At 59.9% G+C, this 20,398-nt stretch carries 14 protein-coding genes; 9 read left to right on the plus strand and 5 right to left on the minus strand.

What is annotated here, in order from left to right; all coding sequences use genetic code 11:
* Positions 1-221: 221 nt before the first annotated feature.
* From GTU76_RS18310 to GTU76_RS18325, 4 genes are all read right to left on the minus strand, one after another.
* Positions 222-3,068, minus strand: coding sequence for a valine--tRNA ligase (locus GTU76_RS18310; RefSeq protein WP_016984997.1), 2,847 nt, complete (start codon positions 3,066-3,068; stop codon positions 222-224).
* A 194-nt stretch (positions 3,069-3,262) separates the two neighbouring features.
* The gene (locus GTU76_RS18315; protein WP_016984996.1) at positions 3,263-3,658 is read right to left on the minus strand and encodes a hypothetical protein; all 396 of its coding nucleotides are present in this window, start codon (positions 3,656-3,658) and stop codon (positions 3,263-3,265) included.
* Between the two features lie 8 nt (positions 3,659-3,666).
* Positions 3,667-4,095 carry a DNA polymerase III subunit chi gene (locus tag GTU76_RS18320; RefSeq protein WP_175555273.1) on the minus strand — a complete coding sequence of 143 codons (429 nt, stop codon included), beginning with the start codon at positions 4,093-4,095 and terminating at the stop codon, positions 3,667-3,669.
* Between the two features lie 57 nt (positions 4,096-4,152).
* Positions 4,153-5,643, minus strand: coding sequence for a leucyl aminopeptidase (locus tag GTU76_RS18325; protein WP_077571238.1), 1,491 nt, complete (start codon positions 5,641-5,643; stop codon positions 4,153-4,155).
* 577 nt (positions 5,644-6,220) lie between these two features.
* Between GTU76_RS18325 and lptF the strand changes: the two genes are divergently transcribed.
* The 8 genes from lptF to pdxJ all read left to right on the plus strand — a co-directional run bounded on the left by lptF (position 6,221) and on the right by pdxJ (position 14,626).
* On the plus strand, positions 6,221-7,342 hold the full coding sequence (gene lptF, locus GTU76_RS18330) for an LPS export ABC transporter permease LptF (RefSeq protein WP_016986095.1): 1,122 nt from the start codon (positions 6,221-6,223) through the stop codon (positions 7,340-7,342).
* Positions 7,335-8,396: an LPS export ABC transporter permease LptG gene (gene lptG / locus GTU76_RS18335; RefSeq protein ID WP_016986096.1), complete on the plus strand. Its 1,062-nt coding sequence runs from the start codon at positions 7,335-7,337 to the stop codon at positions 8,394-8,396. Before lptF ends, lptG begins: the two co-directional genes overlap by 8 nt.
* 173 nt (positions 8,397-8,569) lie before the next feature.
* The gene (gene lepA, locus GTU76_RS18340; RefSeq protein WP_016986097.1) at positions 8,570-10,369 is read left to right on the plus strand and encodes a translation elongation factor 4; all 1,800 of its coding nucleotides are present in this window, start codon (positions 8,570-8,572) and stop codon (positions 10,367-10,369) included.
* A 5-nt stretch (positions 10,370-10,374) separates the two neighbouring features.
* Entirely contained in the window at positions 10,375-11,229 is an 855-nt protein-coding gene (gene lepB, locus GTU76_RS18345) for a signal peptidase I (RefSeq protein ID WP_016986098.1), read from the plus strand.
* A gap of 169 nt (positions 11,230-11,398) precedes the next feature.
* Complete coding sequence (gene rnc / locus GTU76_RS18350) at positions 11,399-12,088, plus strand: ribonuclease III (protein WP_016986099.1); 690 nt, start codon at positions 11,399-11,401, stop codon at positions 12,086-12,088.
* Entirely contained in the window at positions 12,081-12,983 is a 903-nt protein-coding gene (gene era / locus GTU76_RS18355; protein WP_016771562.1) for a GTPase Era, read from the plus strand. The genes rnc and era overlap by 8 nt, the downstream gene beginning before the upstream one ends.
* Before the next feature lie 167 nt (positions 12,984-13,150).
* Positions 13,151-13,840 carry a DNA repair protein RecO gene (gene recO, locus GTU76_RS18360; protein ID WP_180699253.1) on the plus strand — a complete coding sequence of 230 codons (690 nt, stop codon included), beginning with the start codon at positions 13,151-13,153 and terminating at the stop codon, positions 13,838-13,840.
* 39 nt (positions 13,841-13,879) lie between these two features.
* Complete coding sequence (gene pdxJ / locus GTU76_RS18365; RefSeq protein WP_047292711.1) at positions 13,880-14,626, plus strand: pyridoxine 5'-phosphate synthase; 747 nt, start codon at positions 13,880-13,882, stop codon at positions 14,624-14,626.
* Positions 14,627-14,753: 127 nt separating this feature from the next.
* Here the strand turns inward: pdxJ and mltF are convergent, their stop codons facing one another.
* Positions 14,754-16,214, minus strand: coding sequence for a membrane-bound lytic murein transglycosylase MltF (gene mltF, locus GTU76_RS18370; RefSeq protein WP_016986102.1), 1,461 nt, complete (start codon positions 16,212-16,214; stop codon positions 14,754-14,756).
* 285 nt (positions 16,215-16,499) lie between these two features.
* Here mltF and purL point away from each other — a divergent pair, with 285 nt between their 5' ends.
* Positions 16,500-20,396, plus strand: a complete 3,897-nt coding sequence (purL, locus tag GTU76_RS18375) for a phosphoribosylformylglycinamidine synthase (RefSeq protein ID WP_180699254.1) — start codon at positions 16,500-16,502, stop codon at positions 20,394-20,396.
* Positions 20,397-20,398: the final 2 nt, after the last annotated feature.

Below are 20,398 nucleotides of genomic sequence, written 5' to 3' on the forward strand. Positions count from 1 at the left end.
ACATCCAGCCGTTGCGAACTCAATATCAGCAACACCAACGATCTCTGTGGGAGCGAGCTTGCTCGCGAAAGCGTCGTTTCAGTCAACATCACTTTCGCCTGACACGGCCTCTTCGCGAGCAAGCTCGCTCCCACAGGGATTGGCAGTGGATGAAGGAAAGTAGGCAATAAAAAAGGCGCGTCACCCAATCGGGTGGCGCGCCTTTTTAATGCGATTTACCTTTACAGGCTGGCAATCCGCGCATGTTGCTCGGCCAGTTTGCCCAAGGCTTGTTCCGCCTCGGCCAATTTGGCGCGTTCCTTCTCGATGACTTCGGCCGGGGCCTTGTCGACGAAACCGGCGTTGGACAGTTTGCCGCCAACCCGCTGGACTTCGCCCTGCAGACGCAGGATTTCCTTGTCCAGGCGTGCCAGTTCGGCACCCTTGTCGATCAGGCCGGCCATCGGCACCAGCACTTCCATCTCGCCAACCAGTGCGGTGGCGGACAGCGGTGCTTCTTCACCAGCCGCCAGAACGGTGATCGATTCCAGACGCGCCAGCTTTTTCAGCAGCGCTTCGTTCTCGGTCAGACGGCGCTGGTCTTCAGCGCTGACGTTCTTCAGGTAGATTGGCAGTGGCTTGCCCGGGCCGATGTTCATTTCGCCACGGATGTTACGCGTGCCGAGCATCAGTTCCTTGAGCCATTCGATATCGTCTTCGGCGGCCGGATCAATGCGCTCTTCGTTGGCCACTGGCCACGCTTGCAGCATGATCGTCTTGCCCTGAATGCCGGCCAGCGGCGCGATGCGCTGCCAGATTTCTTCAGTGATGAATGGCATGAACGGATGCGCCAGACGCAGCGCCACTTCCAGCACGCGAACCAGCGTACGGCGAGTGCCGCGCTGACGTTCAACCGGAGCGTTCTCGTCCCACAGCACAGGCTTGGACAGTTCCAGGTACCAGTCGCAGTACTGGTTCCAGATGAACTCGTACAGCGCTTGCGCCGCCAGGTCGAAACGGAACTGATCGAGTTGACGGGTCACTTCGGCTTCAGTGCGCTGCAGTTGCGAGATGATCCAGCGGTCCGCCAGCGACAGCTCGTAGGCTTCGCCGTTCTGGCCGCAGTCTTCGCCCTTGTCCAGAACATAACGCGCGGCGTTCCAGATCTTGTTGCAGAAGTTGCGATAGCCTTCGACGCGGCCCATGTCGAACTTGATGTCGCGACCGGTCGAGGCCAGCGAGCAGAAGGTGAAGCGCAGGGCGTCGGTGCCATAGCTGGCGATGCCGTCGGCGAACTCGTCGCGGGTCTGCTTCTCGATCTTCTTCGCCAGTTTCGGCTGCATCAGGCCGGAGGTGCGTTTCTGCACCAGTTCTTCCAGCTCGATACCGTCGATGATGTCCAGCGGGTCAAGGACGTTGCCCTTGGACTTGGACATCTTCTGGCCCTGACCATCACGCACCAGACCGTGCACATAAACGGTCTTGAACGGTACCTGCGGGGTGCCGTCCTCGTTCTTGATCAGGTGCATGGTCAGCATGATCATCCGGGCAACCCAGAAGAAAATGATGTCGAAGCCCGTCACCAGTACGTCGGTGGAGTGGAATTTCTTCAGGAACTCGGTTTTTTCCGGCCAGCCCAGGGTGGAGAACGTCCACAGGCCGGAGCTGAACCAGGTGTCGAGTACGTCGTTGTCCTGTTGCAGCGCCACGTCCGGGCCGAGGTTGTGCTTGGCACGCACTTCGGCTTCGTCGCGACCGACGTAGACTTTGCCCGACTCGTCGTACCAGGCCGGAATCCGGTGGCCCCACCACAGCTGACGGCTGATGCACCAATCCTGGATGTCGCGCATCCACGAGAAGTACATGTTTTCGTATTGCTTGGGCACGAACTGGATGCGGCCGTCTTCAACGGCGGCAATCGCAGGCTCGGCCAAAGGTTTGGTCGACACGTACCACTGGTCGGTCAGCCACGGCTCGATGATGGTGCCGGAGCGATCGCCTTTCGGTACTTTCAGGCCGTGGTCATTGACGCTGACCAACAGGCCGGCTGCGTCGAACGCAGCAACGATCTGCTTGCGCGCTTCGAAACGCTCAAGGCCGGCGTATTCAGCCGGGATCTTGCCATCGATGCTGTCGTTCAGTGTGCCGTCGAGGTTGAACACCTGCGCTGCCGGCAGCACGTTGGCGTTCTTGTCGAAGATATTCAGCAGCGGCAGGTTGTGGCGCTTGCCGACTTCGTAGTCGTTGAAATCGTGGGCCGGGGTGATTTTCACGCAGCCGGTGCCGAATTCAGGATCGCAGTAATCGTCGGCGATGATCGGGATGCGGCGGCCAACCAGTGGCAGCTCGACAAACTTGCCGATCAGGGCCTGGTAGCGCTCGTCGTTCGGGTTCACCGCAACTGCGGAGTCACCGAGCATGGTTTCCGGACGCGTGGTCGCGACGATCAGGAAATCGTTGCCATCAGCGGTTTTCGCGCCGTCGGCCAGCGGGTACTTCAGGTTCCACAGGAAACCCTTCTCGTCGTGGTTTTCCACTTCGAGGTCGGAAATCGCCGTGTGCAGCTTGGTGTCCCAGTTGACCAGACGCTTGCCGCGGTAGATCAGGCCGTCTTCGTGCAGGCGCACGAACGCTTCTTTGACCGCTTCCGAGAGGCCGTCGTCCATGGTGAAGCGCTCGCGGCTCCAGTCAACGGACGAGCCGAGGCGGCGGATCTGACGGCTAATGTTGCCGCCGGACTGATCCTTCCATTCCCAGACTTTCTCGAGGAATTTTTCGCGGCCCAGATCATGGCGATTCTGGCCTTGGGCCTCGAGTTGACGCTCCACCAGCATCTGTGTGGCGATACCGGCGTGGTCGGTGCCCGGCTGCCACAGGGTGTTGCGACCCTGCATGCGGCGGAAACGGATCAGGGCGTCCATGATCGCGTTGTTGAAACCGTGACCCATGTGCAGGCTGCCGGTGACGTTCGGCGGCGGGATCATGATGGTGTAGGAGTCGCCCGCGCCTTGCGGGGCGAAGTAGTTCTCGGACTCCCAGGTGTTGTACCAGGAAGTTTCAATGGCGTGCGGCTGGTAGGTCTTATCCATGCGCGGCGGGACCCTATTGGCATTAATTCAGGAAAAGCCGACGAGTATAGCGGGGCATGGGGCCGAGGGCGAGCGGGGCGGGCCGGATGGAGATCTAAATGTAGGAGCTGCCGAAGGCAGCGATCTTTTGATCTTGTCTTTAAAAAACAAAGGTCAAAAGATCGCAGCCTGCGGCAGCTCTTACACGGGGTACGTTATTCGTACTGGCTGAGCAGCCGTTCCATCCGCGCGTCGAGGCGGCGTTTGATTTCGGTTTCGATGTGCGGCGCGAAGTCGTCGATCACGTCTTGCAGGATCAATTGCGCGGCGGCGCGCAGTTCGCTGTCGAGGTGAAGCAAGGCGTCCGGGCCTTTATCCACAGGCGCCGCCGATTGCGCGGCAGTTGCCGGGGCGGGCGTGGGAGGCGGTTCGACGGCAGCCGGCTCGGTGCCGACCGAATCGAACAGCATCGGAATCTGTTCCTGTTCGCCATCGTCGACCGTGTCGGTCAACAGCGGTGGTTGCAGGTTGTCATCGCCGAGCAACTGGCGGATCGATTCAAGATCATCCAACAGGTGTGCGGACTTTTGTTGCGGTTTCGGAGTGTCCATTGGAGTGCTCAGAGTCGCTGTAAACGGTGGTCTTGCAGAGGATAGCCCTGTTCACGGTAGAAACGGAAACTCTCCCGCGCGGCCGCCCGGATCGACGGATCTTCGACCACCACTTCCGCCACGCGGGCGAATTTGTTGGCAAAGGCTGGGACTTTCAGGTCGAGATTAACCAGCAAATCCTGATGCTGACCGCAGTCTTCACCCAGACCCAACACAATCAAACCGTCCGGTTCGCTGTCGGCCGGGCCGTGAGGTACAAACGTTTCGCCCTTGAATGCCCACAGGCGTGCATCGAGATCATCGCGCTGAGCGGCATCGCTGCAATGCAGGTAGATGCGATGGCCCATGCGCCAGGCTTTCTCGGTGAGCTTGCAGGCAAAGTCCAGGCGCGCCGAAGGGTCAGCGCTGGGCAGGATATAGAAGTCGACTTTGGTCATTGCGGTTCCAGAGCAGCAAGCGGCGTCACCCGAAGGTAACGCCGCCCGTCAGCGGGTTCAGGCTTTGGCGCGATCCAGCAGGTACTGGGTCAACAGAGGCACCGGACGACCGGTTGCGCCTTTGTCCTTGCCGCCGCTGGTCCATGCGGTGCCCGCGATGTCCAGGTGCGCCCAGTTGAGGTTCTTGGTGAAGCGCGACAGGAAGCACGCCGCAGTGATGGTGCCGGCTTTCGGCCCGCCAATGTTGGCGATGTCGGCGAACGGGCTGTCCAGTTGCTCCTGGTATTCGTCGAACAGCGGCAATTGCCAGGCACGGTCATCAGCGGCTTTACCGGCGCTGAGCAGTTGGTCGATCAGTTCGTCGTTGTTGCCCAGCAGGCCCGAAGTGTGGGCGCCCAAGGCAACGACGCAAGCGCCGGTCAGGGTGGCGATGTCGATCACCGCTTGAGGCTTGAAGCGCTCGGAGTAGGTCAGCGCGTCGCACAGCACCAGTCGGCCTTCGGCGTCGGTGTTGAGGATTTCCACGGTCTGGCCGCTCATGGTGGTGACGATATCGCCCGGACGGGTCGCGTTGCCGCTAGGCATGTTCTCGGCGCAGGCGAGGATGCACACCAGGTTGATCGGCAATTTCAGTTCAAGCACGGCACGCAGGGTACCGAACACGGAGGCCGCGCCGCCCATGTCGTACTTCATTTCGTCCATGCCGGCGCCTGGTTTCAGGCTGATGCCGCCGGTGTCGAAGGTGATGCCTTTACCAACCAGCGCGTACGGCTTCTCGGATTTCTTGCCGCCGTTGTATTGCATGACGATCAGGCGCGGCGGTTGCTCGCTGCCTTGGCCGACGGCGTAGAACGAGCCCATGCCCAGGGATTTGATCTTCTTCTCGTCGAGGACTTCGACTTTCAGATCCTTGAACTCTTTGCCCAGATTCTTGGCTTGTTCGCCGAGGAAGGTCGGGTGGCAGATGTTCGGCGGCAGGTTGCCCAGATCGCGGGTGAAGGCCATGCCGTTGGCGATCGCAGTAGCGTGGTTCACGGCGCGCTGCACTTCAGCTTGGGCAGCCTTGATGGTCAGCAGGGTGATTTTTTTCAGGGCGCGCGGTTCGGCTTTCTGGCTCTTGAACTGGTCGAAGGTGTATTCGCCGTCCACCAGGGTTTCCGCCAGCAGACGGGTTTTGCCGTAGCTGTCACGGTTTTTGACAATAACTTCATCCAGCGCCAGCACGGCGTCGCTGCCGCCCAGACCCTTCAGGGTGTTGAGGATGCCGGCCACGATTTTGCGGAACGGACGGTCGCCCAGTTCTTCATCCTTGCCCACGCCGACCAGCAGCACGCGCTCGGCTTTGAGGTTCGGCAGGCTGTGCAGCAACAGACTCTGACCGACCTTGCCAGCCAGATCGCCACGCTTGAGCACCGCGCTGATGGCGCCACCGCTCAGCTCATCAACCTGTTTGGCGGCGACGCCGAGTTTGCGGCCTTCGCCGACGGCAACCACCAGGGTGGCGGTTTTCAACGTTTCTGGGCTAACGCTTTTTACAACCAGTTCCATGTCCGGATCCCTGAATGAATGGTCAACATGCAGGCGTTCGACGGTGTCCGCAGTCGCCTGCTTATAGATAGAAGAGGCGCAGGCCAAAGCCTGCGACAAGGGCCGCAGTTTGAACCTCGCTCACTGCGCCTGACAACCCTAGGGGGCGTTCTCAATTAGTTTTCACACCGCGTTGTCGCCTTAAAGCCAGCCAGGCAAGGCGCGGGCCGCTGGGAATGGTTGTTCCCTTTCCAAGGCCTGCAACGCAGACTGGCCGGCTTTAAGGCACAACCCGAAGGGCCGGGCCTGCTGTTGTGCAGGGCTGCGTTGCTCGAAGCTTATTTTGGAATGACCAAGCCACACTTCTCGCGCCTTGCCCTGCACAACAGCAGACCCGGCGCGGTGTGAAAACTAATTGAGAACGCCCCCTAGGTTGTACGATCCGCAAAGGATTACAGACATGGATGAGTGTGCGCAGTGACAGGCGCCCTCAATCACAGGATAATGCCGCATCTTTTTTCGACGGCTCTGCGTTGCGGGCCGGTCGATGTGTTTGCTTGTTTGGCCGCCTTAGCCTGACAACCCTGGAGTGTCTGGTTTGATCGTCTTCCGTTATCTGTCCCGCGAAGTCCTGCTGACCCTCAGCGCCGTGAGTGCCGTGCTGCTGGTCATCATCATGAGCGGTCGCTTCATCAAATATCTGGCTCAGGCCGCTGCCGGCCAGCTCGATCCGGGCTCTTTGTTCCTGATCATGGGCTTTCGTCTGCCGGGGTTCCTGCAACTGATTCTGCCGCTGGGCCTGTTCCTCGGGATCCTGCTGGCGTACGGTCGGCTGTACCTGGAAAGCGAGATGACTGTGCTTTCGGCCACAGGCATGAGCCAGCAGAAGCTGTTTCGCATGACCTTGTTTCCAGCGACGCTGGTCGCGCTGGTCGTGGCGTGGCTGAGTCTGGGCCTGGCCCCGCAAGGCGCCAACCAGTTCCAGTTGCTGCTGAACAAGCAGGACGCGCTGACTGAATTCGATACCCTCGAACCGGGGCGTTTCCAGGCCCTGCGTGACGGTACTCGGGTGACCTATACCGAAACCCTGAGCGACGATCGCGTCAATCTGGGCAGCGTATTCATTTCGCAGAAGAACCTCGGTGCCGATCAAAAGGATCGCGGGATTTCCGTGCTGGTGGCCGAAAGCGGTCGCCAGGAAGTGCGCCCCGACGGCAATCGCTACCTGATCCTCGATAACGGCTATCGCTACGACGGCAGCCCGGGGCAGGCCGATTACCGCGCCATTCACTACGAAACCTACGGTGTGCTGTTGCCCAAGCCAGACGTCAGCGAAGAAGTCACCGACCGTGACGCCATGCCGACCTCGTCTCTGCTGGGCAGCGATGACATCCGCTCCAAAACCGAGCTGCAATGGCGTTTGTCCCTGCCGTTGCTGGTATTTATCGTGACCCTGATGGCGGTGCCGCTGTCGCGAGTCAATCCGCGCCAAGGGCGTTTCCTCAAGCTGCTGCCGGCGATTCTTCTTTATATGGCTTACCTGACCATTCTGATTGCCGCCCGCGGCGCCCTTGAAAAAGGCAAGATCCCGCCGGCCCTCGGCCTGTGGTGGGTGCATGCGATCTTCCTTGTCATCGGTCTCGGCCTGCTCTATTGGGAGCCGCTACGCCTGAAGATGGCCAGTCGTCGCTCCGCTGCGCTGGAGGTGGCCCGTGGTTAAACTCGACCGCTACATCGGCAGCAGCGTGTTCATGGCGATCATCGCCGTGCTGGCCATCATTCTCGGTCTGGCGACCTTGTTCGCCTTCATCGACGAGATGGGCGACGTTAGCGACACCTACACCCTCGTTGATGTGCTGAGCTTCGTGTTGCTGACCGCGCCACGTCGTCTCTACGAGATGCTGCCGATGGCCGCATTGATTGGTTGCCTGATCGGTCTCGGCAGTCTGGCCAGCAGCAGCGAGCTGACTGTAATGCGTGCTGCCGGTGTGTCCATCGGCCGTATCGTCTGGGCGGTCATGAAGCCGATGCTGGTGCTGATGCTGGCGGGCGTGCTGATCGGCGAATACGTTGCTCCGGCGACCGAAAGCATGGCGCAGGCCAATCGCTCGCTGGCGCAGGGCAGTGGTGACGCGCAAAGCGCCAAGCACGGTATGTGGCACCGTCAGGGTGAGGAATTTATCCACATCAACGCCGTGCAACCGAACGGCCTGCTGTACGGCGTGACCCGCTATCACTTCGACAAGGAACGTCATCTGCTGAGTTCAAGCTTCGCCAAGAAGGCTGAATTCGACGGTAATAAGTGGCAGCTCACTGACGTTGCTACCACGCGGTTCCATGAGCGCAGCACTGAAGTCGTCAATACCCCGAGCGAAGAATGGGACGTGGCGTTGAGCCCCCAACTGCTCAGCACTGTGGTCATGGCACCGGAATCGCTGTCGATCAGTGGTCTGTGGGGCTATATCCACTATTTGTCCGAGCAAGGCCTGAGCAACGGCCGCTACTGGCTGGCATTTTGGGTCAAGGTGTTGCAGCCGTTGGTCACTGCCGCTCTGGTGTTGATGGCGATCTCCTTCATCTTCGGTCCGTTGCGTTCGGTGACCCTCGGTCAGCGCGTGTTCACCGGTGTGCTGGTGGGCTTCACCTTCCGTATCGTCCAGGATTTGCTCGGTCCCTCCAGCCTGGTGTTCGGTTTCTCGCCGCTGTTCGCGGTGCTGGTGCCGGCCGGTGTCTGTGCGCTGGCGGGTGTCTGGCTGCTGCGAAGAGCCGGTTGATAACAGGCGATTGACCTGTGCTTCAAACCTCGAAAACGCCTCGGTCGACAGATCGGGGCGTTTTTGCATGCAATCCGGGTGACAGGCGAACGTGACGCTTGCGCCGTGTATCAGGTACAATTCCCGGCTATTTTTCGGCGGGCCATGCCTGCAGCCTTTTTGAGTGTTGATCCGTGAGTGATTTGAGTCATATCCGCAATTTCTCCATCATCGCCCACATTGACCATGGCAAGTCGACGCTGGCTGACCGTTTCATCCAGATGTGCGGCGGCCTGGCCGAGCGTGAAATGGAAGCCCAGGTACTGGATTCCATGGATCTGGAGCGTGAACGCGGGATCACCATCAAGGCCCACAGCGTTACCCTCTATTACACCGCCAAAGACGGCATCAAGTATCAGCTGAACTTCATTGACACCCCGGGCCACGTCGACTTCACCTACGAAGTCAGCCGTTCCCTGGCCGCGTGTGAAGGTGCTTTGCTGGTAGTCGACGCCGGTCAGGGCGTTGAAGCTCAGTCCGTAGCGAACTGCTACACCGCCATCGAGCAGGGCCTTGAGGTCATGCCGGTGCTGAACAAGATCGACCTGCCGCAGGCCGATCCTGATCGCGTCAAGGATGAGATCGAGAAGATCATCGGCATCGACGCCACCGACGCCGTCACGTGCAGCGCCAAGACCGGCCTGGGTGTCGACGAAGTGCTCGAGCGTCTGGTGCACACCATTCCTGCGCCGACCGGCAACATCGAAGATCCGCTGCAAGCGTTGATCATCGACTCCTGGTTCGACAACTACCTGGGCGTTGTCTCCCTGGTGCGCGTGCGTCATGGCCGCGTGAAGAAGGGCGACAAGATCCTCGTCAAGTCCACCGGCAAGATCCATCTGGTCGACAGCGTTGGTGTATTCAACCCGAAACACACCGCCACCGCTGACCTCAAGGCCGGCGAAGTGGGCTTCATCATCGCCAGCATCAAGGACATTCACGGTGCACCGGTCGGTGACACCCTGACCCTGAGTTCGACCCCGGACGTTGAAGTGCTGCCCGGCTTCAAACGCATCCAGCCACAGGTTTACGCCGGTCTGTTCCCGGTCAGTTCCGACGACTTCGAGGATTTCCGCGAAGCGCTGCAGAAGCTGACCCTCAACGACTCGTCGCTGCAGTACACCCCGGAAAGCTCCGACGCACTGGGCTTCGGCTTCCGTTGCGGCTTCCTCGGCATGCTGCACATGGAAATCATCCAGGAGCGCCTCGAGCGCGAGTACGACCTGGACCTGATCACCACCGCGCCAACGGTAATCTTCGAACTGGTGCTGAAAACCGGTGAAACGATTTACGTCGACAACCCATCCAAGCTCCCGGATGTGTCGTCGATCGAAGACATGCGCGAGCCGATCGTGCGCGCCAATATCCTCGTGCCGCAAGAACACTTGGGTAACGTCATCACCCTGTGCATCGAGAAGCGCGGCGTTCAAGTCGACATGCTGTTCCTCGGCAATCAGGTGCAGGTCACTTACGACCTGCCGATGAACGAAGTGGTCCTGGACTTCTTCGACCGTCTCAAATCCACCAGTCGCGGCTATGCTTCGCTGGATTACCATTTCGACCGTTACCAATCGGCTAATCTGGTGAAACTGGATGTGCTGATCAACGGCGACAAGGTCGATGCCCTCGCGTTGATCGTGCACCGTGACAACTCGCACTACAAAGGTCGCCAGTTGACCGAGAAGATGAAAGAACTGATTCCTCGTCAGATGTTCGACGTGGCGATTCAAGCTGCCATCGGTGGTCAGATCGTTGCCCGGACAACCGTCAAGGCGCTCAGAAAGAACGTATTGGCCAAATGCTACGGCGGTGACGTCAGCCGTAAGAAGAAACTGCTCGAGAAGCAAAAGGCCGGTAAGAAACGCATGAAGCAGGTCGGCAACGTGGAAATTCCACAAGAAGCCTTCCTTGCCGTGCTCAGGTTGGATAGTTAGGTCCTATGTCACTAAATTTCCCGCTGTTGCTGGTCATCGCCGTGTTTGTCTGCGGCCTGTTGGCGTTGCTCGATCTGTTGATCCTGGCACCGCGTCGGCGTGCTGCCATTGCCTCTTATCAAGGCAGTGTCAGCCAGCCGGATGTCGTGGTGGTCGAGAAGCTGAACAAAGAGCCGCTGCTGGTTGAATACGGCAAGTCGTTCTTTCCGGTGCTGTTCATCGTGCTGGTGCTGCGTTCGTTCCTCGTGGAACCGTTCCAGATCCCGTCGGGCTCGATGAAACCGACCCTGGACGTCGGCGACTTCATTCTGGTGAGCAAATTTTCCTACGGGATCCGCCTGCCGGTGATCGACAAGAAAATCATCGAAGTCGGTGACCCGCAGCGTGGCGATGTGATGGTGTTCCGCTACCCGAGCGATCCGAACGTCAACTACATCAAGCGTGTAGTCGGTCTGCCAGGCGACACGGTGCGTTACACCGCCGACAAGCGTCTGTTCGTCAATGGCGAGTCGATTGCCGAGCAGATGGTCGGCGCCGAGCCGGGCACACTCGGCAGCGCCGAGCTATACAAAGAGAAACTGGGCGCCGCCGAGCATCTGATCCGCAAGGAAATGAGCCGCTACCGCGCCACGCCGGATCGCTCGTGGACAGTGCCCGCCGGGCACTACTTCATGATGGGCGACAACCGCGACAACTCGAACGACAGTCGCTACTGGGATGATCCGAACATTCCCAAGGATCTGCTGGGCATGGTTCCCGACCAGAATATCGTCGGCAAGGCCTTCGCGGTCTGGATGAGCTGGCCGGAGCCGAAACTCAGTCACCTGCCGAATTTTTCGCGGGTTGGCCTGATCAAGTAATCACACACGGCGCTGTTGACCACAGCGCCGAATGCATTTCTGGAGCCGGCACAATCGGCTTCGCAATCGCCAGGATTTAATTTTTGAACACAGCGTTAATTGTCCCAGGCCTGCGCCGCATCCCGGCGATGGCAGTGGAATCCAGCCACGAACTCAGCGTGGGTAAACCGTGAGCGTTTCTCTAAGCCGTCTCGAGCGCCAGCTCGGTTACACCTTCAAGGATCAGGAGCTGATGCTGCTGGCCCTCACGCATCGCAGTTTTGCCGGGCGTAACAACGAACGCCTGGAATTCCTCGGTGATGCCATCCTCAACTTCGTCGCTGGCGAGGCGCTGTTCGATCGCTTCCCGCTGGCCCGCGAAGGCCAGTTGTCGCGTTTGCGCGCACGCCTGGTAAAAGGTGAGACGCTGGCCGTACTGGCGCGTGGTTTTGACCTTGGCGATTACCTGAGACTGGGCTCCGGCGAGTTGAAAAGCGGTGGTTTCCGTCGCGAATCGATTCTGGCCGATGCCCTCGAAGCGTTGATCGGTGCGATCTATCTCGATGCCGGTATGGACATGGCGCGTGAGCGCGTGCTGGCCTGGCTGGCTGGCGAGTTCGAAGGCCTGACGCTGGTCGACACCAACAAGGATCCGAAGACCCGTTTGCAGGAACACCTGCAATCGCGCGGTTGCGATCTGCCACGCTACGAAGTGGTGGATATCCAGGGTGAGCCGCACTGCCGAACCTTCTTCGTCGAATGCGAAGTTGTCTTACTGAATGAAAAAAGCCGGGGTCAGGGTGTGAGCCGTCGTATTGCCGAACAGGTAGCGGCCGCTGCAGCACTGATTGCCCTGGGCGTGGAGAATGGCAATGACTGATACAAACGCAACTCGCTGTGGCTATGTTGCCATCGTCGGCCGTCCCAACGTCGGTAAGTCGACGCTGCTGAACCACATCCTCGGCCAGAAGCTCGCGATCACTTCGCGCAAGCCGCAGACCACTCGCCACAACATGCTCGGGATCAAAACCGAAGGTGACGTGCAGGCGATCTACGTCGACACGCCCGGCATGCACAAGGGTGGCGAAAAGGCCCTGAACCGTTACATGAACAAAACCGCTTCGGCGGCGTTGAAAGACGTCGATGTGGTGATCTTCGTGGTCGATCGCACCAAGTGGACCGACGAAGACCAGATGGTGCTGGAGCGCGTGCAATACGTGACCGGCCCACTGATCGTCGCGCTGAACAAGACCGACCGCATCGAAGACAAAGCCGAGCTGATGCCGCACCTCAGCTGGTTGCAGGAACAACTGCCGAACGCGCAGATCATTCCGATTTCCGCGCAGCACGGGCATAACCTCGAAGCACTGGAAAAGGTCATTGCCGATCACCTGCCGGAGAACGATCACTTCTTCCCGGAAGACCAGATCACCGACCGCAGCAGCCGTTTCCTCGCCGCCGAACTGGTACGCGAGAAGATCATGCGCCAGATGGGCGCCGAGCTGCCGTACCAGATCACCGTCGAAATCGAAGAGTTCAAGCAGCAGGGCAAAACCTTGCACATCCATGCCTTGATCCTTGTTGAGCGCGACGGCCAGAAGAAGATCATCATTGGCGACAAGGGCGAGCGCATCAAGCGCATCGGCACCGAAGCGCGCAAGGATATGGAATTGCTGTTCGACTCCAAGATCATGCTCAACCTGTGGGTCAAGGTGAAGGGCGGCTGGTCCGACGACGAGCGTGCGCTGCGTTCGCTGGGTTACGGCGACCTGTAAGTACGCGGTTGTCGCAACACCGAAAAAACCTGTGGGAGCGAGCTTGCTCGCGAAGGCGTAGTGCCAGACGACATATTTGTTGACTGACACCCTGCATTCGCGAGCAAGCTCGCTCCCACAGTGGTTTTGGGGTGAATATAAAACCGCGTTTTATCCATGAGAGTTCCATGTCCTCAAACCCGCCTCCCGCCCAACCCGCCTACGTCCTGCACTCCCGCGCCTACCGCGAAACCAGTGCGTTGGTGGATTTCCTCACGCCGCAAGGGCGGCTGCGGGCGGTGTTGCGCAGTGCGCGGGGCAAGGCCGGGACGTTGGCGCGACCATTCGTGTCGCTGGAAGTCGAATTTCGTGGCAAGGGTGAGTTGAAGAATGTCGGGCGCATGGAGAGTTCTGGCACTTCGGCGTGGCTCAACGGCGAGGCACTGTTCAGCGGTCTCTATCTCAATGAGTTGCTGATCCGTCTGCTGCCGGCCGAAGATCCGCATCCGGGTGTATTCGATCACTATGCCGCGACCTTGCTGGCATTGGCTGAAGGTAGACCGCTTGAGCCATTGCTGCGCTCCTTCGAATGGCGTCTGCTGGACGACCTCGGTTACGGTTTTTCCCTGAACACTGATATCCATGGCGAGCCTGTCGCGGCGGACGGCCTCTATCGCCTGCAAGTGGATGCGGGGCTTGAGAGGGTTTTCCTGCTGCAACCCGGTCTGTTCAACGGCGTTGAATTACTGGCCATGGCCGAAGCCGACTGGTCCGCCCCCGGCGCGCTGTCCGCGGCCAAGCGCTTGATGCGTCAGGCCTTGGCTGTTCACCTGGGCGGTCGTCCTCTCGTCAGTCGCGAGCTGTTTCGCAAGCCCTGATATGCTGTGCGCCGAATCTCTCAATTCAGGAGCGCATCCGTGACCACCAGCAATCGCATTCTTCTTGGCGTGAACATCGACCACGTCGCCACCCTGCGTCAGGCCCGTGGCACGCGCTACCCTGATCCGGTCAAAGCGGCGCTGGACGCGGAAGAGGCGGGCGCTGATGGCATTACCGTGCACCTGCGTGAAGACCGCCGGCACATTCAAGAGCGCGATGTACTGTTGCTCAAGGACGTGCTGCAAACCCGCATGAACTTCGAAATGGGCGTCACCGAAGAAATGATGGCATTCGCCGAGCGCATCCGGCCGGCGCACATTTGCCTGGTCCCGGAAACCCGCCAGGAGCTGACTACCGAAGGCGGTCTGGATGTAGCGGGTCAGGAAGAGCGCATCAAGGCAGCGGTCGAGCGTCTGTCGAAGATCGGCAGCGAAGTGTCGCTGTTCATCGATGCTGATGAGCGGCAGATTGCGGCGTCGAAGCGTGTTGGCGCTCCAGCCATCGAGTTGCACACCGGTCGTTATGCCGATGCCGAAACCCCGACCGAAGTGGCTGAAGAGCTCAAGCGCGTTGCCGATGGCGTGGCGTTTGGTTTGGCCCAAGGCTTGATCGTAAACGCGGGTCACGGCTTGCACTACCACAACGTTGAAGCCGTCGCGGCAATCAAGGGCATTAACGAACTGAACATCGGCCACGCGCTGGTGGCGCATGCGTTGTTCGTCGGCTTCAAGTCCGCGGTATCCGAGATGAAAGCGCTGATCCTGGCTGCCGCGTTGAAAGGCTAAAGGTCAACGCATAACCCCTGTGGGAGCGAGCCTGCTCGCGAAAGCGGTGTATCAGTCAAGCATGATATCGACTGACACGACGCCTTCGCGAGCAGGCTCGCTCCCACATTTGTTTTTGGGGTGTTGGCTAGAGCGGGGCAGGTTCTTGCGCGGGTTTTGACTTGTCGATGCCAGGCACATGCAGATTGCCCTCAGCCACCTGATCGCCTTCAAGCTGCGGCTGCGTCACCCAGGTCAAAATGTCGTAGTAGCGACGAATGTTCGCCACAAAATGCACCGGCTCGCCGCCCCGGGCGTAGCCATAACGCGTCTTGCTATACCACTGCTTCTGCGACAGGCGCGGCAGGATCTTCTTCACGTCCAGCCATTTGTCCGGGTTCAACCCTTCCTTGGCCGTCAGTTTGCGCGCGTCATCGAGGTGACCGCTGCCCACGTTGTAGGCTGCCAGGGCGAACCAGGTGCGATCCGGCTCCTTGATCGAGTCGTCGAGCTGATCCTTCATATAAGCCAGGTATTTCGCCCCGCCCATAATGCTTTGCTTCGGATCGAGGCGGTTGGACACGCCCATCGCCTGCGCGGTGTTCTGGGTCAGCATCATCAGGCCGCGCACGCCGGTTTTCGAGGTGACGGTCGGCTGCCACAGCGATTCCTGATAGCCGATGGCCGCGAGCAGGCGCCAGTCGACTTTCTCTTTCTTCGCGTAATTCTTGAAGTGCTGTTCGTATTTCGGCAGGCGCTGCTGCAAGTGCTGGGCGAAGGTCGTGGCGCCCATGTAGCCGAGGACATCGACGTGGCCGTAGTAGCGATCCTTCAGGCGTTGCAGGGTGCCGTTCTTCTGCACCTTGTCCAGATACGCGTTGATTTCGTTGAGCAGACTGTTGTCTTCGCCCGGACCAACCGCCCAGCTCTGGCTGCGCGCATCGCCGAGGTCGAAGGCCACGCGAATATTGGTGAAGTACACCTGATTCATCGCCACTTCGTTGGAGTCGACCAGGGTCAGGTCAATCTGGCCTTCATCAACCATGCGCAACAGGTCGACCACTTCAACCGCGTCGGACTCTTCGTATTCGATACCGGGAAATTTCTTTTTCAGCTCTGCCAATTGTTCGGCGTGAGTGCTGCCCTTGAGCACCATGATCTTCTTGCCGACCAGATCACCGGGATCGGTCGGCCGCGACTGGCCATTGCGATAGATGATCTGCGGGGTGACCTCAAGATAGGAATGCGAGAACCGCACCTGCTGCTTGCGCTGATCGCTGCTGACCAGACCGGCGGCGGCCAGCACCGGGCCGTTCGGCTTGCCGATCTGGTCGAACAGGTCGTCGAGGTTGTCGGCGGTCTCGATCTTCAGTTCTACGCCCAAATCGTCGGCGAAACGCTTCACCAGCTCGTATTCGAAGCCGGTTTCACCGCTGCGATCCTGAAAGTAGGTGGCGGGGCTGTTACGGGTAATCACCCGCAGCACACCATCCTCCTTTACGCGCTCGAGTGTGTTGGGTTTATCAACACAGCCACCGAGCATCAGGAAGAGTCCGGTTGCGATCAGCCATTTGGCGTACCGCGGACGCAAAGCCGTTGGAAAAAACATCTGCGCAGTATACGCAAACGGCCACGGGCGCCATATCTCGACAGTGCAGGGCGAGTCTGCTAGCGATCACAGAATCGGGTTAAACCCCGCAGAAACGGGCCTTCACGGCTTTTTGTTACAGTAAAAATAAGCCATCGTGAAACACGCGATTTACCTGACTCTGGAGGCAGAAACACAGATTGGTGTCCGAGTGCAACCGTGCGTAGCGTTTCGGGTGATGTTGAGGGCGGTTTAGGCTAGAATGCACGGCCTCAAAGCACACCCCTTCCCGAGGCTGTCCCGAAGATGTTGATCCTGCGCGGCGCTCCTGCCCTTTCTGCCTTTCGCCACAGCAAACTCCTTGAGCAACTGAGCCAGAAGGTTCCAGCTGTCAGTGGCCTGTATGCTGAATTCGCTCACTTCGCCGAAGTCACCGGCGTCCTGACCGGCGACGAACAGCAGGTGCTAGCGCGCCTTCTGAAGTACGGCCCAAGCGTTCCGGTACAAGAGCCGACCGGTCGTCTGTTTCTGGTGTTGCCGCGTTTCGGCACCATCTCGCCATGGTCGAGCAAGGCCAGCGACATCGCCCGCAACTGCGGCCTGAGCAAGATCCAGCGTCTGGAGCGCGGTATCGCCTTCTACGTTGCCGGTCAGTTCAGCGAAGCCGAAGCCCAGCAGATTGCCGACGTGCTGCATGACCGCATGACTCAAATCGTGCTGGCCAACCTTGAACAGGCCGCCGGTCTGTTCAGCCACGCCGAACCGAAGCCGCTGACGGCCATCGACATCCTCGGTGGTGGTCGCGCCGCGCTGGAAAAAGCCAACACCGAGCTGGGCCTCGCCCTGGCCGAAGACGAAATCGACTATCTGGTCGATGCCTTCAACGGTCTCAAGCGCAACCCGCACGACATCGAACTGATGATGTTCGCCCAGGCCAACTCCGAGCACTGCCGTCACAAGATCTTCAACGCCAGTTGGGATATTGATGGCGAGAACCAGGAAAAAAGCCTGTTCGGCATGATCAAGAACACCTACGTGATGCACAGCGAAGGCGTTCTGTCGGCTTATAAGGACAACGCCTCGGTGATCGTCGGCAACGTTGCCGGCCGTTTCTTCCCGAATCCTGAAACCCGCCAGTACGGCGCGGTGCAGGAGCCGGTGCACATCCTGATGAAGGTTGAAACCCACAACCACCCGACCGCGATTGCTCCGTTCCCGGGCGCGTCGACCGGTTCCGGCGGCGAAATCCGTGACGAAGGTGCAACCGGTCGTGGCGCCAAGCCAAAGGCTGGCCTGACCGGTTTCACTGTATCCAACCTGCAGATCCCGGGCTTCGAACAGCCGTGGGAAGTGCCGTACGGCAAGCCTGAGCGCATCGTTACCGCGCTGGACATCATGATCGAAGGCCCGCTCGGCGGCGCCGCGTTCAACAACGAATTCGGCCGTCCGGCCCTGACCGGCTACTTCCGTACCTTCGAACAATCGATCACCACCCCGCACGGTGACGAAGTTCGTGGTTACCACAAGCCGATCATGCTCGCTGGCGGCATGGGCAACATCCGCGAAGAACACGTCAAGAAAGGCGAGATCGTCGTTGGCTCCAAGCTGATCGTGCTCGGCGGCCCGGCGATGTTGATCGGTCTGGGTGGCGGCGCCGCTTCCTCGATGGCCACCGGCACCAGCTCGGCGGATCTCGACTTCGCTTCCGTACAGCGTGAAAACCCAGAAATGGAACGTCGCTGCCAGGAAGTCATCGACCGTTGCTGGCAACTGGGTGACAAAAACCCGATCAGCTTCATCCACGACGTGGGGGCCGGCGGTCTGTCCAACGCCTTCCCGGAACTGGTCAACGACGGTGACCGCGGTGGCCGTTTCGAACTGCGCAACATTCCAAACGACGAGCCGGGCATGGCCCCGCACGAAATCTGGTCCAACGAATCCCAGGAACGTTACGTTCTGGCGGTCGGCCCGGAAGACTTCGAGCGCTTCCAGGCGATCTGCGAACGCGAGCGCTGCCCGTTTGCCGTTGTTGGTGAAGCCACTGCCGAACCGCAACTGACCGTGACCGACAGCCACTTCGGCAACAACCCGGTGGACATGCCACTGGAAGTGTTGCTGGGCAAAGCCCCGCGCATGCACCGTTCGGTGGTTCGTGAAGCCGAGCTGGGCGATGACTTCGATCCGTCGAACCTCGACATCAGCGAAAGCATCGAACGCGTTCTGCATCACCCGGCCGTGGCGAGCAAAAGCTTCCTGATCACCATCGGCGACCGCACCATCACCGGCCTCGTGGCCCGTGACCAAATGGTCGGCCCGTGGCAGGTTCCGGTGGCTGACGTTGCCGTCACCGCCACCAGTTTCGACGTTTACACCGGTGAAGCCATGGCGATGGGCGAGCGTACTCCGCTGGCATTGCTGGACGCCCCGGCGTCGGGCCGCATGGCCATCGGCGAAACCCTGACCAACATCGCTGCTTCGCGCATCAACAAGATCTCCGACATCAAACTGTCGGCGAACTGGATGTCGGCTGCCGGCCACCCGGGCGAAGACGCGCGTCTGTACGACACCGTGAAAGCGGTTGGTATGGAACTGTGCCCTGAGCTGGGTATCACCATTCCGGTGGGCAAGGACTCGATGTCCATGGCCACTCGCTGGAACGATAACGGCGAAGAAAAAACCGTGACCTCGCCGATGTCCCTGATCGTGACCGGTTTCGCGCCAGTGGCTGACATCCGTCAGACCCTGACCCCGGAACTGCGCATGGACAAGGGCACCACCGACCTGATCCTGATCGACCTCGGTCGCGGTCAGAACCGTATGGGTGCTTCGATCCTTGCACAGGTTCACGGCAAGCTCGGCAAACACGCGCCGGACGTCGATGACGCCGAAGACCTGAAAGCCTTCTTCGCCGTGATCCAGGGCTTGAACGCCGATGGTCATCTGCTGGCGTACCACGACCGCTCCGACGGTGGTCTGCTGACTTCCGTGGTGGAAATGGCCTTCGCCGGTCACTGCGGTCTGAGCCTGAACCTCGACAGCGTTGCCGAGTCTTCGGCCGAAATCGCTGCGATCCTGTTCAACGAAGAACTGGGTGCGGTGATCCAGGTTCGTCAGGACGCCACGCCAGACATTCTCGCGCAGTTCAGCGCGGCCGGTCTGGGCGACTGCGTGTCGGTGATCGGTCAGCCAATGAACAACGGCCAGATCAACATCACCTTCAACGGTGACACCGTGTTCGAAGGTCAGCGTCGTCTGCTGCAACGTACCTGGGCTGAAACCAGCTACCAGATCCAGCGTCTGCGCGATAACGCCGACTGCGCCGAGCAAGAGTTCGACGTGCTGCTGGAAGAAGACAACCCGGGCCTGAGCGTCAAGCTGAGCTACGACGTCAACCAGGACATCGCCGCGCCTTACATCAAGAAAGGCATTCGCCCACAGGTTGCCGTGCTGCGTGAGCAGGGCGTCAACGGTCAGGTGGAAATGGCGGCGGCGTTCGACCGCGCCGGTTTCAACGCGATCGACGTGCACATGAGCGACATCCTCGCTGGCCGTGTCGACCTGAACGAGTTCAAAGGTCTGGTGGCGTGCGGTGGTTTCTCCTACGGCGACGTGCTTGGCGCCGGTGAAGGCTGGGCCAAGTCGGCGCTGTTCAACAGCCGTGCCCGCGATGCGTTCCAGGGCTTCTTCGAGCGTAACGACAGCTTCACCCTCGGCGTGTGCAACGGTTGTCAGATGATGTCCAACCTGCACGAGCTGATCCCGGGCAGCGAGTTCTGGCCGCACTTCGTGCGTAACCGTTCCGAGCAGTTCGAAGCGCGCGTGGCGATGGTGCAGATTCAGGAATCGAACTCGATCTTCCTGCAGGGCATGGCCGGTTCGCGTATGCCGATCGCCATTGCTCACGGTGAAGGTCACGCTGAGTTCTCCAGCGAAGAAGCACTGCTGGAAGCCGATCTGTCCGGTTGCGTGGCGATGCGTTTCGTCGACAACCATGGCAAGGTCACCGAGTCGTATCCGGCCAACCCGAACGGTTCGCCGCGCGGGATTACCGGTCTCACCAGCCGTGATGGCCGTGTGACGATCATGATGCCGCACCCGGAGCGTGTGTTCCGCGCGGTGCAGAACTCGTGGCGTTCGGAAGACTGGAACGAAGATGCACCTTGGATGCGTATGTTCCGTAATGCTCGCGTTTGGGTGAACTAAGA

This window comes from Pseudomonas crudilactis, assembly GCF_013433315.1.
In the GTDB taxonomy this organism is placed as follows: Bacteria; Pseudomonadota; Gammaproteobacteria; order Pseudomonadales; family Pseudomonadaceae; genus Aquipseudomonas; species Aquipseudomonas crudilactis.